At 70.8% G+C, this 14,050-nt stretch carries 15 protein-coding genes; 5 read left to right on the plus strand and 10 right to left on the minus strand.

The annotated features are described in order from the left end of the window. Nucleotides 1-115 precede the first annotated feature (115 nt). The 3 genes from xylB to ACFY12_RS09210 all read right to left on the minus strand — a co-directional run bounded on the left by xylB (nucleotide 116) and on the right by ACFY12_RS09210 (nucleotide 3,576). Entirely contained in the window at nucleotides 116-1,519 is a 1,404-nt protein-coding gene (xylB, locus tag ACFY12_RS09200) for a xylulokinase (RefSeq protein ID WP_390715132.1), read from the minus strand. Between the two features lie 90 nt (nucleotides 1,520-1,609). Then, nucleotides 1,610-2,620 (minus strand): zinc-dependent alcohol dehydrogenase family protein, encoded by a 1,011-nt coding sequence (locus ACFY12_RS09205; RefSeq protein WP_390715133.1) that lies wholly within the window; start codon nucleotides 2,618-2,620, stop codon nucleotides 1,610-1,612. 149 nt (nucleotides 2,621-2,769) lie between these two features. After that, nucleotides 2,770-3,576 carry a DeoR/GlpR family DNA-binding transcription regulator gene (locus ACFY12_RS09210; protein WP_390715134.1) on the minus strand — a complete coding sequence of 269 codons (807 nt, stop codon included), beginning with the start codon at nucleotides 3,574-3,576 and terminating at the stop codon, nucleotides 2,770-2,772. Between the two features lie 161 nt (nucleotides 3,577-3,737). Here ACFY12_RS09210 and ACFY12_RS09215 point away from each other — a divergent pair, with 161 nt between their 5' ends. Both ACFY12_RS09215 and ACFY12_RS09220 read left to right on the plus strand, forming a co-directional pair. Beyond that, nucleotides 3,738-5,060, plus strand: coding sequence for an MFS transporter (locus tag ACFY12_RS09215; protein WP_390715135.1), 1,323 nt, complete (start codon nucleotides 3,738-3,740; stop codon nucleotides 5,058-5,060). Between the two features lie 91 nt (nucleotides 5,061-5,151). Further along, entirely contained in the window at nucleotides 5,152-5,706 is a 555-nt protein-coding gene (locus ACFY12_RS09220) for a MarR family winged helix-turn-helix transcriptional regulator (protein ID WP_390715136.1), read from the plus strand. Between the two features lie 34 nt (nucleotides 5,707-5,740). Here the strand turns inward: ACFY12_RS09220 and ACFY12_RS09225 are convergent, their stop codons facing one another. From ACFY12_RS09225 to ACFY12_RS09235, 3 genes are all read right to left on the minus strand, one after another. Beyond that, nucleotides 5,741-5,941: a DUF1918 domain-containing protein gene (locus tag ACFY12_RS09225; RefSeq protein WP_390715137.1), complete on the minus strand. Its 201-nt coding sequence runs from the start codon at nucleotides 5,939-5,941 to the stop codon at nucleotides 5,741-5,743. Nucleotides 5,942-6,100: 159 nt separating this feature from the next. Further along, complete coding sequence (locus ACFY12_RS09230; protein WP_390715138.1) at nucleotides 6,101-7,324, minus strand: ABC transporter substrate-binding protein; 1,224 nt, start codon at nucleotides 7,322-7,324, stop codon at nucleotides 6,101-6,103. A gap of 173 nt (nucleotides 7,325-7,497) precedes the next feature. Beyond that, nucleotides 7,498-7,926, minus strand: a complete 429-nt coding sequence (locus ACFY12_RS09235) for an ATP-binding protein (protein ID WP_390715139.1) — start codon at nucleotides 7,924-7,926, stop codon at nucleotides 7,498-7,500. A gap of 330 nt (nucleotides 7,927-8,256) precedes the next feature. Here ACFY12_RS09235 and ACFY12_RS09240 point away from each other — a divergent pair, with 330 nt between their 5' ends. Continuing rightward, on the plus strand, nucleotides 8,257-8,916 hold the full coding sequence (locus ACFY12_RS09240) for a response regulator (protein WP_390715140.1): 660 nt from the start codon (nucleotides 8,257-8,259) through the stop codon (nucleotides 8,914-8,916). A 116-nt stretch (nucleotides 8,917-9,032) separates the two neighbouring features. Here the strand turns inward: ACFY12_RS09240 and ACFY12_RS09245 are convergent, their stop codons facing one another. From ACFY12_RS09245 to ACFY12_RS09260, 4 genes are all read right to left on the minus strand, one after another. After that, complete coding sequence (locus ACFY12_RS09245) at nucleotides 9,033-10,226, minus strand: sensor histidine kinase (protein WP_390715141.1); 1,194 nt, start codon at nucleotides 10,224-10,226, stop codon at nucleotides 9,033-9,035. A 101-nt stretch (nucleotides 10,227-10,327) separates the two neighbouring features. Further along, nucleotides 10,328-10,741: a thiol-disulfide oxidoreductase DCC family protein gene (locus ACFY12_RS09250; RefSeq protein ID WP_390715142.1), complete on the minus strand. Its 414-nt coding sequence runs from the start codon at nucleotides 10,739-10,741 to the stop codon at nucleotides 10,328-10,330. 189 nt (nucleotides 10,742-10,930) lie between these two features. Beyond that, on the minus strand, nucleotides 10,931-11,146 hold the full coding sequence (locus tag ACFY12_RS09255; RefSeq protein WP_390715143.1) for a ferredoxin: 216 nt from the start codon (nucleotides 11,144-11,146) through the stop codon (nucleotides 10,931-10,933). Between the two features lie 6 nt (nucleotides 11,147-11,152). Further along, nucleotides 11,153-12,343, minus strand: a complete 1,191-nt coding sequence (locus tag ACFY12_RS09260; RefSeq protein ID WP_390715144.1) for a cytochrome P450 — start codon at nucleotides 12,341-12,343, stop codon at nucleotides 11,153-11,155. Between the two features lie 187 nt (nucleotides 12,344-12,530). Here ACFY12_RS09260 and ACFY12_RS09265 point away from each other — a divergent pair, with 187 nt between their 5' ends. Further along, the gene (locus ACFY12_RS09265) at nucleotides 12,531-13,094 is read left to right on the plus strand and encodes a TetR/AcrR family transcriptional regulator (RefSeq protein WP_390715686.1); all 564 of its coding nucleotides are present in this window, start codon (nucleotides 12,531-12,533) and stop codon (nucleotides 13,092-13,094) included. A gap of 252 nt (nucleotides 13,095-13,346) precedes the next feature. Beyond that, the gene (locus ACFY12_RS09270) at nucleotides 13,347-13,802 is read left to right on the plus strand and encodes a hypothetical protein (RefSeq protein WP_390715145.1); all 456 of its coding nucleotides are present in this window, start codon (nucleotides 13,347-13,349) and stop codon (nucleotides 13,800-13,802) included. Nucleotides 13,803-14,050 lie beyond the last annotated feature (248 nt).

Consider the following 14,050-nt stretch of genomic DNA (forward strand, 5'->3'; position numbering starts at 1 on the left):
CGGTCGCCCGCGGGCCCCGGGCACCCACGGGTGATTCACGGAGGCCGACTCGGATCACCGGCCCGTCAGCCGGAGACCAGCGACAGCCCGTCAGCCGTAGATCAGCGATAGCCCGTCAGCCGTAGACCAGCGAGCGGGCGTCGGCGTACGCCGCGCGGACGCGCCGGCCGGCGGAGGCGTCGCCCGGAGAGGGGATCTCCCGGGCGGCGGCGAGCGGCCAGTGCGGCGGCTCGGGGGTGCCGGCCAGGGCCCAGGCGGCCTGCCGGGCCGCACCCAGGGCGACGTACTCCTCCGGTTCGGGCACGGTGACCGGGGTACCGAAGATCTCCGTGGCGATCTCGCCGACCACGGGGGCCTTGGCCGCTCCGCCGATGATCAGGACCCGCCGGGCGCTGACGTCCTGAGCCCGCAGCCGGTCCAGGGCATCGGCCATGTTGCAGAGCATGCCTTCGACGGCCGCCCGGGCGAGGTTCGGCGGGTGCATGTTCGCCTTCCGCATGCCCATCAGACTGCCCGCGGCCTCCGGGAGGTTGGGGGTGCGCTCGCCGCCCAGGTAGGGGAGGAGCACCAGACCGCCGGCGCCGGACTCGGCGTCGCGGGCGAGGGGGCCGAGCTCGTCCAGCGGGATACCGAGCATGCGGGCGCTGGAGCTGAGCACCCGGGCGGCGTTGAGGGTGCACACCAGCGGCAGGAAGCGGCCGGTGGCGTCCGCGTACCCGGCGACGGCGCCGGACGGGTCGGCCGACGGCCGCTCGGCGAGGGCGAAGGCGGTGCCGCTCGTCCCCAGCGAGATCACCGCATCGCCCGGCTGGAGGCCCAGTCCCAGGGCCGCACCCATGTTGTCGCCGGTGCCGGCCGCCACCAGCGCCCCGTGTGGGGTGCGCCCGGCGGCCTCGTACGGGTCGAGCACACGCGGCAGTTCGGGTGTGCGGTCGCCGAAGGCGAGGCCGAGGAGGTCGTGGCGGTAGGCGCCGTCGGCCGGTGACCAGTAGCCCGTACCGGAAGCGTCTCCCCGGTCGGTGACCGGTGCGGTCCCGCTACCGGGGCCGCCGCACAACTGCCAGGTCAGCCAGTCGTGCGGCAGCAGGACCCGGGCGGTACGGTCCGCGAGCCGCGGCTGGTGCTCGGCCAGCCAGCGCAGCTTGGCGACGGTGATCGCCGCGACCGGTACGGTGCCGACCGCCTGGGCCCACTTCTCCGGCCCGCCGAGGTCGTCGACCAGGTCCGCCGCGGCCTGCGCCGAGCGGGTGTCGTTCCAGAGCAGCGCGTCACGCACCGGCTCTCCGGCCGCGTCCAGGGCCACCAGTCCGTGCTGCTGCCCGGCCACGGCGATGGCGTCCACGTGTTCCAGCAGGCCGTCGCCCGCTTCCAGGAGCGCCTGCCACCACGCCCCGGGGGCGACTTCGGTCCCCTCGGGATGGGTGGCGCGGCCCCGGTGGAGGACCTCCCCGGTGTCGGCGTCACAGACGACGACCTTGCAGGACTGGGTAGAGGAGTCCACCCCGGCAACTGTGGGCATGACGATGTCGCTTCCGTGCAACGAGACGAGGGAGGAAGGGCAGGAGGCAGGAGACAGGAGGCAGGAGCAGGAGCAGGAGCAGGAGGGGAATCAGCCCCGGGGGTGGACCTGGGGGCGGAGCTGGATCTTGCGGCCGGAGCCGTCGCGGAACGCCTGCAGAGCGGCGCCGAACTCGTCCAGCGCGAAGCTGTGCGTGATCATCGTGTCGGCGTCGATGACGCCCTTCGCCATGAGGTCCACGGCGCGCCCGAAGCTGTGCAGCACGGCCATCGAGCCGACGATGGTGATCTCGTCGTTGTACACGCGGAACGGTGAGAAGGACGCCTTGGCGGCGGAGGGCGCCACGCCGAACTGCTGGAAGGTGCCGCCGCGGCGCACCCGGCCGAGGCCGTCTTCGATGACGGGGATGACGCCGGTGCAGTCGATGACGGTCTCCCAGCCCTGCGGCCGGCTCAGATCGTCGGCGCGCACCGCGGTGGCGTCCGCGCCGAGCGCTTCGGCGACCTTCAGCCGGTCCGTGTTGATGTCGACGACCGAGAGGGATGCCGCGCCGGCCGCCTTGGCGAGCTGAAGCATCATCAGGCCCATCGTGCCCGCACCGTAGATGAGGTAGTGGTCGCCGAGGCGGCGCGGCAGCACGTCGAAGCCGCGTACCGCGCACGACAGCGGTTCGATCAGCGTGCCCTGGGTGACGTCGACGCTCTCCGGCAGCCGGTAGCAGTTGGCGGCCGGCACCTTGACGTACTCGGCCATCGCGCCGTCCACGGTGTCGCCGATCGCGCCCCAGTTCTCGCACAGGTTGCCGCGCCCGATCGCGCAGTAGTGGCACGCACCGCAGAAGAGCGACGGGTCGACCGCGACCTGCTCGCCGGTGCGCAGACCGCTGACTCCCGGCCCCAGCGCGACGATCTCGCCGGTGAACTCGTGCCCGGGGATGATCGGATAGGGGGTGGGCGCGAACTCCCCCTGGACGATGTGCACATCGGTGCCGCAGATGCCCACCGCGGCGGGCGCCACTATGACCTCGCCGGGGCCCGGGGTGGGGTCGTCGACGGTGGTGACCTCGTACGAGCCGGGGGTGTGGATGACGACAGCGCGCATGGATGGGGGGCCTTTCTCGGGGAGGGGGGAGGGAGGGGGCGCTCGGGATTCGGGGGAGGAGCGCTGGGGGAATCGCGGGGGGAGAGAGAAGAGAAGATCGGGGACGGGCTCGGAGCGAGCTCGCGGATGAGGGCGTCGTGGCTCGCGGGTCAGCGGTGGGGGTCGTCCGCGGGCACCTCGACGGTGCGGACCTCTACGCCGAGATCGCGGACCGGACGGAGTTCGCTCTCGGGGGTCCCGGCGTCGGTGACCATCAGGTCGTAGCCGCTGACATCGCCGTACGGATACGTGGCGGTGCGGCCGAACTTGCTGTGGTCGACGGCCAGTACGGACCGGTCGGCGGCCTGCAGATAGGCGCGCTTGCTCTCGGCGTACTCGCGTACCGGGTGGAAGAGCCGCCCCTCGCTGACCGAGGTGGCGGTGACGAAGGCGACGGTGGCGCGGATGTCCTGGAGCTGGCGGCGGGTCTGCGGACCGGCACAGGACTCGAAGTCCTCGTAGTAGCGGTCGCCCAGCAGCGTCACTTCGGCCGGTGTGCCCGCCAGCAGGTAGGTGATGCGCAGCGAGTTGGTGATCACGCGGATCCCGTCGACGGAGGCGAGCCGACGGGCGAGCGGGAAGAGGGTGGAGCCGCAGTCGATCAGCACCGTGTCGCCCGGGGAGACCTCTTCCGCGAGCGCGTCCGCGAGGGCGTTCTTGACTGCGACATTGGCGTTCTCCCGGAAGCGCAGCGCGCTTTCCATGGCGACGTTGGAGAAGGCCGTGGCCACACCGCGGCCCTTGCGCAGCAGCTGCCGGTCATGGAGGTTGTCCAGGTCCCGGTGCATGGTCATCACGCTGACGCGCATGCGCTGGGCGAGGTCGGCGATCCGGATCTCGCCCTCCTGCGCGACCTGGCGCAGAACCGCCTGGCGGCGCTCCTCCACCTCGGCCTCGGAGCCGCGGCTCGCTCTCATCGTGGGTACCTCTGTTCGTCTCCACGGCGGCGTCTCGCCGTATCCGCGCTCACCTTAGAACATCACACACTTTATGTGAAGCTCTTGAAATTCAGTGTGAGGTTGTCCAGTCTGTTGCACACCCGTGGCCGAAAACGTGCGGCCAGTCAGGAGGTCCTGCCGTGCTGTCCCCCTCCCCGGAGCGCGCTCTGCCGCAGCCCCGCCCCGCCGTCCTCGGCATTCCCCGCGCTCTGATCTGGGGCTATGTCGGCGTCCTGCTCTTCATGATCGGCGACGGGGTGGAGACCAGCTATCTGCCCACGTACTTCAGGACCGACCTCGGCTTCGCGGAGGCGAGCGTCGGCGTGATCTTCACCGTTTACGGCGTCACCGCCGCGGTGGGCGCCTTCCTGGCGGGCGGGCTCTCCGACCAATGGGGGCCGCGCCGGGTGATGATGGCCGGCGCCGCCTGCTGGGTGGTCTGCCACGCGCTGATGCTCGCGGTCGCCGTCCCCGCCCACTCCTACGGGCTGATCCTGGCCAGCTACGGCCTGCGCGGCTTCGGCTATCCGCTGTTCGCCTACGGATTCATGGTCTGGATCATGGCGGGCGCCCCGGAGCGCCAGCTCGGCAAGGCGCTCGGCTGGTTCTGGTTCTGCTTCACCATGGGCTACCCCGTCCTCGGCTCCGCCCTGGTCTCGTTCCTCAAGCCCATGATCGGCTTCTACCACACCCTGTGGGTGTCCCTGGCGATGATCGTCGCCGGCGCTCTGGTCGTGCTCCTCCTGCTCCGCGAACGCACCGGATTCCAGGGCCTGTCCAGAGGGCCGGAGCGGCTCAGTCTGCCGCGTACCTTCCTGGGCTGCTTCACCATCATGTTCGCCAAGCCGCGGGTCGGTATGGGTGCGGTGGTCCGGCTCATCAACACCACCTCGCAGTTCGGTGTATGGGTCTTCACCCCGCTCTTCCTCGTCGACCGGATCGGCTTCAGCGCACAGGAGTGGGCCTCCCTGCTGATCGTGATGATGGTCAGCAACCTCGCCTGTGTGGTGCTCTTCGGCGCGCTGGGCGACCGGTGGAGCCGGCGGAAGACCGTGGCCTGGCTGGGCGGGGTGGTATCGGCCCTCGCCTGCCTGGCGCTGTACTACGTACCGCAGACCGCGGGGCACGACTACCCGCTCGTCGCGATCGCGGCTGGCGCACTGGGCGTCGGCATGGCCGGATACGTCCCCCTGCCCCCTCTGATGACCGCACAGGCCCCGGAACGCAAGGGCCAGATCATGTCGGCCTACACCCTGGGTGCCGGTGCCAGCATGGCCTTCGGCCCGCTCATCGGCACGGTGTTCATCGGCTCGATCGGCATCGGCGGGGTCATGGGAATCTACGCCGCCCTGCACCTCCTCAGCACCGTCCTCGTCCTGTGCATAAAGACGCCCCCGCTGCCTGTGGACCCCGCCCGCCCCGCCCCGCTGGCCGCCACCGCGACGCGCACCACGGACGCCTGACACGCACCACGGACGTCCGACACGCAACTCGTAACAGCGCTTTTGCAACCACTTCCATAAGTGCTTACGTAAGTGCTGTTACGATCCCGATATGACCGAGCCCCGTAACCGTCCCGATTCCCGTACCCCGGCCGCATCCGCCGCATCCGCCGCATCGAATGAATCCGACCCGACCGAGCAGAGCCTCTGGCGCCCCCTGCGGCTGCTCCAGGCGGCGATGGACGCCGACATCGCCCGTGTCTACGCGGAGGCCCGGATCGACGGGCTCAAGCCGAGCTTCGTCCTGGAACTGCTCCGGCTGCACTCCCGCGGACCGATGACGATCACCGAGCTGGCCGAGTCGGTGGACCGCACCCATTCGGCACTCAGCCAGAAGGTGGCCGCGATGCGCGCGGCCGGCCTGGTGCGGACCGTGGCCGGCCCGGACGCCCGGAGCAAGAGGGTGACGCTCACGGCCAAGGCCCGCCGTATGGCCGGCCGGCTGGCGGCGGAGTGGCGAGCCACCGAGGCCGCCCTCGCCGAACTCGAGGCGGAGATCCCCTATCCGCTCAGCCAGGTCGTCACGGACCTCGAACAGGCGCTGCAGCGCAAGAGCTTCCACGACCGCATCACCGAGAAGCTCGCGGCGGACCCGGAATGGGAGTAGCGGCGCTTGTCGACGTGCCGGACAACGACGACACCTAGCCCTCCGATGTGACCGGGGAGGGGCGGACGATCGTGTCCGGACCAGGGCTCATGATGGTTTCGTGGCCGTCCTCGAACCGGACGCGATAGGGCGGTCCGCCGTCCTCTCCCAGTACTTCGATCACCTCTGCCGTCCGGTCGTGCTGGCCCACGATCCGTCCGTGGACAAGGAGCCGGTCACCCACACTCGCCCGCATACTGCTCGTCCTCCTCCGCTTGGGCAGGCCTCAACCCTGGGCAGCCCTCGACGCTTGAACGTCCTGTTGCTGAACACCGCGGAAGTACCCACGGCACATGGAGATATGCCCGCTGTCACTCGAATGGCGCGAGATGACGCCGAGGCGGTGGGGCGCCGGTCAGTGCAGCAGCTCCAGGTCGCCGTCCAGCCGGACGTCGGGGCAAGCGGAGTTGGTCACCACGGCCAGTTCGTGGGGGTGCCGGTCGCCTCTTTTCCACTGCCCGCCGGCCAGTCGCACGGTGGCGACATTGGCGACCGGCCCTGCGGTCCAGTCGAGTGTTCCGGCCATGGTCTCCAGCCGCGTCCGGCCGATCGCGGCCGCGACGGCCTGCGGGTCCAGGGGGTCGTCGGCCGTCGCCAGAGCGTGCACCGCGACCTCGAACAGGGCATACGCCAATCCCAGTGGCTGGAGCCATTGATCACCCGTCGATTCCTCGTAGCGGTCGGCGAGTTCAGCAGCCGGCATGCCGTCCAGTGAGGACCGGTACGGGTGCCGTGGCGTCCAGTAGACCAGCGACGCCACCTTCGCCTCGGCGGGATCGTCCACGCCCGTGGCGCCCACCGGGTAGGCGAGCCAGCGCGAGCAGGTGGTCAGCCGGGGCCGCAGACCGCGCTGTACGGCCTGCCGGTGGAAGAGGGCGAGGTCCGTGGCGGTCGCGGCGCTGGTGACGATCTCCACGCCGTCGTTGAGGAAGGCGGTGAGGTGAGGGTCGAAGTCGGTTGCCGGTTCCCGGTATCCGGGTGGGTCGATGAGGGTATGGCCGCGGGCGGTGGCGACGGGCAGGAAGCCTTCTTCCCGGTGGCGCGTCCAGTTCCCCTGTGGCCCGTCGTTCCAGAGACAGCCGACCGTGCGCCCCGGCCCCACCCTCTCCCACATGTCGGCGAAGACGTTTGCGATGTCGTCCAGCCCCCAGCAGAAGTGGTACGTCCAGCGGAACGGCCGGTCCCGGGTCGCGCCCCGGCCGAAGTAGTACACCTGCCAGGGAAAGGTGCTGGTCACGCAGGGGGTGTGCAGCGCTTCGCAGGTATCGGCAACGGCCGGCAGTACCTGCGTACCGGCCAGGGTCACGATGACATCGGCCCGCTCGTGCCGGATCAGCTCCTCAGTTGCCCGGCGAGCGGCTTCCGGGTCCGAGTGGCTGTCCCGGCTCACCAATCTCAGCTCATCAGCGCGTCCTCGATTTCGTACGTGGCGCAGTCGGGAACGCAGGAGCCCCATGACGAACATCAGCGGATCGCCGAGTTTCGCCAGGCGTCCGCTGCGTGGTGCCACCACGCCGATGGTGAGCGGTGCCTTCCTGCGCCGTGCGGTGCGCGGGCTTCCGCCCGTCGGCTGCTGCATCTGTGCGCCCGCCTTCTCTGCCGAGGATGGGGTGAGGGGCGTAGGGGAGGGACGTAGGGGACATGGGGCGTCTGCGATTTTTCCCTTGTCAGGGCTGATGAAGCCTCAGTTATCTGGTATTCCCCATTCCGGCGGTAGCGCGGAGAGCGGAGCGTGGCCGGTGGCCGTGGGGCTCAGGTCTCGGCGACGGTCCGGCGGGGCAGGCTGAACCAGATCCACTTGCCGCGGTCGCCGACCGTGGCCACTCCCCATGACTCGGCCAGGGCGTCCAGCAGGTCGAGGCCGCGACCCGTCTCCAGGTCGTCCGGCTGACCGTCCGCGGAGCAGCGGGTGCCGCGTCGCATCTCCGGGTTGCGGTCGAAGACCGCGACGACGATGACGTCCTTGACCTGATCGTGGGCGATCGCCACCCGTAGCTGGGTGCCGTGGGCATGGCGTACGGCGTTGGACACCAGCTCCGACAGCAACAGGGCGGCTGTATCGATCAAGGTGTCGCCGTGGGAGATCACCGAGCCGAGGACCTTGCGGGCCTGGGCCGCGGCGCGCGGGTGGAGGGGGAGGACGGCGTTGGCGCCGTTGTCGGTGAAGGTGACGGCGAGCACGAGGGGATGAGCTCCAGGGACGCTGAGCGGGGCGGGCGGGGCGGCAGGTGTCGCCGCCCGGATGTCTCCAGCATGGCGTGCGGAGGGCCCGTGAATGCGTGCCATTGGGGATGAACCGGCATAACTTTCGTCAGGTGCGGAGGGATTCCGGGGCGGGAACTTTACGCATGGTGACGCCCGTTTCACGGATGGTGGAGGAGAGGGGGAGACAACGAGGCGAGAGGGCGAGATGGGGAGATGGGGAGATGGGGAGATGGGGAGATGGGGAGATGGGGAGATGGGGAGGCGAGAGCGGTGTGCGGAGTGGACGCGAGGCGCGGGAGGTGACGGATGACGGGGGTGATTCAGGTCCTGGTGGCGGACGACAGTGAGATCGTCCGGCGCGGGCTGAGCGAGGTGATCGAGGCCAGCGGAGATCTGCATGTGGTGGCGCAGGCATGGGACGGGCGGAGCGCGGTGGAGGCGGCGCGGCGCTTCTCGCCCGACGTGGCGCTGGTGGACATCCGGATGCCGGGCATGGACGGGCTGACCGCGACGCGGGAGCTGCGGGCGTTGCCGCGGCCGCCGCGGGTGGTGATCCTGACGACGTTCGGTGAGGACGAGTATGTCGACGAGGCGGTGCGGGTGGGGGCGAGCGGGTTTCTGGTGAAGGACACGCCGCCGGAGGAGTTGGTACGGGCGGTGCGCCAGGTCGCGGAAGGGAAGGCGGCCCTGGACCCGGCGGTCACGGGGCGGGTGCTGGATGCGCTGGCCGAGCAGGTGCCCCGGCTCAGCGCCGAGGAGAAGGCTGCCCTGGCCTCCTTGACGGACCGCGAGCTGGAGGTCGTACGGCTCGTGGGGCGCGGGTTGTCCAACACGGATATCGGCGCGGCGCTGCATATCACCGAGGGGACCGTGAAGGGCCAGGTGAGCCGGCTGATGGCGAAGCTGGGCGCGGACAACAGGGTGCAGGTCGCCCGACTGGCCTACCGCGCCGGACTGGATCGCTGACCGGACTGGATCGCTGACCGGGCTGGACTGCTGACCGGGCAGGAGGCGTGAAACCAGGGGAGGCGAGAGCGGAGAGGGTGGGTGAGAAGGGCGCGAGCGGGAGTGCTCGGCTGTCGTCAGGGCGCGGCCTCCAGGCCCGGGCCTCCATGGCCGGTGCGCGGTGGGTGCGGAATATCGGCACGGACCTGGAATCCGTCCTGGTGCGGGCCGTAGGCCAGGGTGCCGCCCAGGAGGGTGACGCGCTCGGTGAGGCCGATGAGGCCGTTGCCGCCACTGGGCGGCAGGCCGAGTGGGAGCGGTCGGGTGGCGGGGCCGTTGGTGACAGCCATCCGGATGCGGTCCAGACGGCAGTCGACGGTGACGGTGACCTCGGAGCCGGGCGCGTACTTGGCCGCGTTGGTGAGGGTCTCCTGGACGATCCGGTAGAGCGCGCGCTGGACCTGGGTGGGGAGAACCTCGGGGTGGCCGTTGACGGCCAGCCGGGCACGCTGACCGCGCGCGTTCGCGTGCTCCACGAGCTGGGACAGCTGCAGGGCATCGGGCTGGGGTGTGCGCGGTGCACGCCGGCCGCCCCGGCTCGGGGCGAGGACGCCGAGGATCTCGCGGAGCTCTTCGAGGGCGTGGTGGCCTTCGGCGCGGATCTGCTCGGCGGCGTCGCCGACGGCCGGCTCCGCGCGTGCCAGGGGACCGACCTTCAGCGCGCTCGCGGTGAGCACGATGTTGCCGACCCGATGGGCCACCACATCGTGCATCTCGCGGGCGATACGGGCCCGCTCCTCGGCCTGTGCCCGCTCCACCACCAGATTCCGCTCACGTTCCAGCCCCGCCACCTCGGCCCGGGCGGCCGCGACAAGATCGCGGCGCATGCCCACGGCGGACCCTACGACCAGCGGCCCGAGGATCAACGCCAGTACATAGCCGGCCTCCCGGGGGTCGATCGGGGCGTGATCCGCTGCCAGGGCGCCGAGGCCGACCGCGCAGCCGGCCAGCCCGTACAGGACCAGGACGCGCGTGGCACGGTGGGCGGCGTCGCCGACCGTGTACAGCGCCACGGCCAGGGCGACCGGGGTGAACGCGGTCAGGTAGCCGGCCATCACGGCGACGCAGACCGTGCGGGGCCGGCGACGGCGCCACCACAGCACCGCGCCGACGGCTCCGGACACCGCCGCGACGACAGGGGTCGGTGCCCCGGTGAGCAGACCGTTGGACGGCTTGATCCACGTATCGACGACGCCGATCACCACGACGACCGCGGTCAGTGCGGCATCGAGTCCGTGTGCCGGCCCACGGGCAGAACCATCTGCTGCCACCACTCCACCGTAAGTTCCCGCCCGTGCCCCCACACGCCACCACGCGACCCGTGCCCCCACACGCCACCGCGCGAAATGAAGCGCACGGGACGTGCACGTCCCTACGGATGCGCTTGGACCTGGGCCCGCACCTGGCCCTCGTGGTTCCCGGGCAGTGCGCATGCCGCCGTACCGCCCGGCATCCGCTGACGGTTGTCGGCGACGAGCCGGTACACGCGGTGGGCGGCCCACCGCAGAGGCGGCAGCGTGAGCAGCGCACCCAGCGGTGCCCACCCCCGCCCGGCGCTCAGCAGCAGTTTCGCCACCGCGTGGGCACCGCCGTACACCGCCCCGGTCGGCGTCACCCACAACACTTCGTGCTCGGCCCGCTCCTGTGTGACGCCAAGGGCTCCCAGGTCGGCGAACTGCCAGGGGACGGACCGGCATCGGGGCCGGACGCGCCGCTCGGCGAACGCCACCGACGTGGTGCAGAAGCCGCAGTCCCCGTCGAAGACGAGCACAGGTTGACTCCGCATGTTCCCATCATGCCGCGCTGTCACTCCGTGCCGACCGGGGCCGGCCGGGGCCGGCCGGGGGTCGGCCGGGGGTCGGCCGTGGGGAGCATGACGCGAACGGCACACTCCCCACAGCAGGCACCCTGAGTTCGCCGGCAGGCGTCCCGAGATCGCTGGTTCCGGTGCCCGGTGCCCGGTGCCCGATGGCCGCTACGGCCGGGGGCCGATGACGTCCTCACCGTCGTGGACCGTAATGGCGATGGCGGGGCACACATCGGCGGCGTCCAGCGCGCGCTCGTCCTCCTCGATGCGTTCCTTCAGCGGACGGGCATGGGCGCCGTCAACCGTGAACAGATCAGGGGCGATTGCGGCACAGGAGCCGGAAGCGATGCACTGGCGCGGGTCGATCTCCACCTTCCAGGCCATGGCGGTTCACCACCCCACCGGCATGACCCGTGGGCCACGCACCAGCATCTGGCTCTTCCACTCGATGTCGCCGGCCAGATGGAGCGTCGGGAACCGGGTGATCAGCGCGCCGAGTGCCTCCTGGAGTTCCAGTCGGGCGAGCGGGGCTCCCAGGCAGTGATGGACGCCGTGGCCGAAGCCGAGGTGCTGGTTGCCCGCCCGGGAGATGTTCAGGGTGCCGGGGGAGTCGAAGCGCAGTGCGTCGCGGTTGGCGGCGCCCACGGCTACCAGGACGGGCGTCCCGGCCCGTACGAGCGTGCCGCCGACCTCGACGTCCTCCGTGGCATAGCGGGGCTGGGCCGCGCCGCTGCCCAGTGGGACGAACCGGAGTAACTCCTCCACCGCGCCGCCGATCAGCTCGGGCCGCTCGCGCAGCAGCGCCAGCTGATCCGGGTGATCCATCAGGGCGAGGACGAAGTTGGGTATCGCGGTGGCGGTGGTTTCATGGCCCGCGACCAGGATGCCGATGCACAGGTCGACGAGTTCGAGCTCGGAGAGGCGGTCGCCCACGTCCCGGGCATCGATGAGCGCCGTCATCAGATCATCCTGCGGCGCGCGTCGGTGCTCCTCGATCAACTTCCCCATATAGGCGCGGAGTTCTTCCTGGTTGGCGTCGAACTCCTCGGCGGTGAGGGAGCTCGTCGACAGGGCGGCATCGCTCCATACCCGGAAGCGCGGCCGGTCCTCGGTCGGTACGCCGAGCAGCCGGCAGATCACCGCGACGGGGATGGGCAGCGCGTAGCGGTCCACCAGATCGACGGGCGGACCTGCCGCCGCGAGCTCGTCGAGGAGTCCGTGCGTCAGCTCCTTGACCTGCGGCCGGAGTTTCTCGACCTGACGGACCGTGAAGGCCTTGGCGACCAGGGAGCGCAGCCTCGTATGGTCGGGCGGGTCCATGCTCAGGATGCCGCTGTCGCGCTGGCCCGCGGATGCCCGGGGCTCGTCGTGCTGGGTTGCCTCGGCGCGGCTGAAGCGGGCATCGCCGAGGACGAACCGGGCCTCGGCGTAGCGGGTGGCGAGCCAGGCGGGCTCTCCGTACGCCATCTGTACTTTCAGCAGCCCCGGGCGGTTCCGGGCCCGCTCGTACTCGTCGGAGAGCTCGATGCTCTCGGCGACATTGAAGGGGTAGGACAGGGGTGCTGTGTCGGCTGTGGTCACGGCGACCTCCCTCGTGTAAGCACCTGCTTACATAAGGTAGGCCGCTCACCGTGGGATGGTCAACGGCGTATTACGGTCGTCATGGTGACGGGCCGAAGGAGAGGAGCGTGACAAGACGGTGACGGTGGAGGAGACCCCGCAGTACGGCACGGCGCATGCCCATCGCCGGGACGCCCAGGGCACCCGCATGCGGTTGCTCGACGCGGCCTCGGAGCTGTTCGCGGAGCGCGGATACGAGCGGGCGACGGTACGGGACATCGCCTCCCGGGCCGGCGCCAATCAGGCCCTGCTGTTCCGTTACTTCGGTTCGAAGAAGGCGCTGTTCGGGGAGGTGATGGCGCGTGGCGGACAGGAGCAGCTGCGCACCACGCCCGCCGAGCGGCTGTTCGAGGTCGCACTGCGCGGCATGCTGGCCGGCGGCGAGGGCGCCGACCGGTCGCTGGAGGTGTGTCTGCGCTCTGTCGGCGGCAGCGACGAGATCGCGGAGGCGCTGCGGGGGCTGGGGGCGGAGTACGCGGACGTCCTCGCCACGCTCTCCCGGTCCGACGACGGCGGACTCCGCGCCGACCTGGCGCTGTCCTGGCTGCTGGGCATCGGTCTGATGCGGGTGGTCGTCGCCAAGGAGCCACTGGCGAGCGCGGACCCGGACGCGGTCTGCGCGCTCGTCGTGGGCGCCCTGGAGAACCTCCTGGACAGCCTGCCGGCGCATCCCGAGGGAGAGCCCGTCGGCAAGGGCGACGCCGGGTGGTGAAGGGGGCGGCGGGCTGCGCGGGTGAGCGGAGTGAGCGGGGTGGACCGGAGCGTGGTCTGGAGTGCGGGCCGGAGTGAGGTTTCGGAGTGAGGTTCGGGTGCGGATCGGGGTGTGGCGGCGGCATGGGCCGGGATGGCGCGTGCTGCGTTCCGGTGACTCCACGGCGGGTCTCAGCCCGGTCGCGAAAAGCCACTTTATCGTCGCCATGGCAGAGAATATCCCTTTTCTGCAGAGTCGAGTGAAGGTGGAAACATGCTCCGTTCGATCCCTCACGGTCTCGCGGTGGCCGGTCTGACCGCCGCTGCCCTGGTGGTGCCGGCGGGCGCCGCCACTGCCGCGGCCGCGGCTCCCGGCACCGCGCAGTGCTTCTCGCAGTGCGACACGGGTCAGCACAGCACCCCGCACAAGAACAGCAAGAGCCGTGATGTCCAGGACGGCTACGACGACGACGGCCGTGACAACAGCAAGGACAAGGACAAGGACAAGGGGAAGGGCAAGGGCAAGGGGAAGGGCAAGGACAGCCACGCCAAGGGCAAGGACGGCCGTGACAACGGCGGCGGCCGGGACGACGACGGTGGCCGTGACGGCGGCGAGGGTGGCGGCCGTGAGGGCGGCGGCGAAGGCGACATGCGCGCCCCCGGCGAATCCGGCTACTACGGCCTGGGCAAGGAAGGCCTCCTCGGCCTCGGGCTGCTCGGCCTCATCTGACAGTCATCAGGCAGTCCCACAGTGGGCCCGGGGGAACCGTCCCGGGCCCACTGCCGTGTGCGTACGGGGTCCGGCAACGGCCGCGCGCCCGAAGACGTCCCGTCAAGTGGCGGCCCCAGGGCAACGATCGGCCCCCGGACAACGATCGGTCCGTGAGGCCGTCGCGCCCGCCAATGAAGCCGTCGCACTCGCCAGCGAGGCCGTCGCGCCCGCCGAACGAGACCGTCGCACCCGCCCATGGGTCCGTC

The sequence above is a fragment of the Streptomyces sp. NPDC001339 genome, from assembly GCF_042895955.1.
GTDB lineage: Bacteria > Actinomycetota > Actinomycetes > Streptomycetales > Streptomycetaceae > Streptomyces.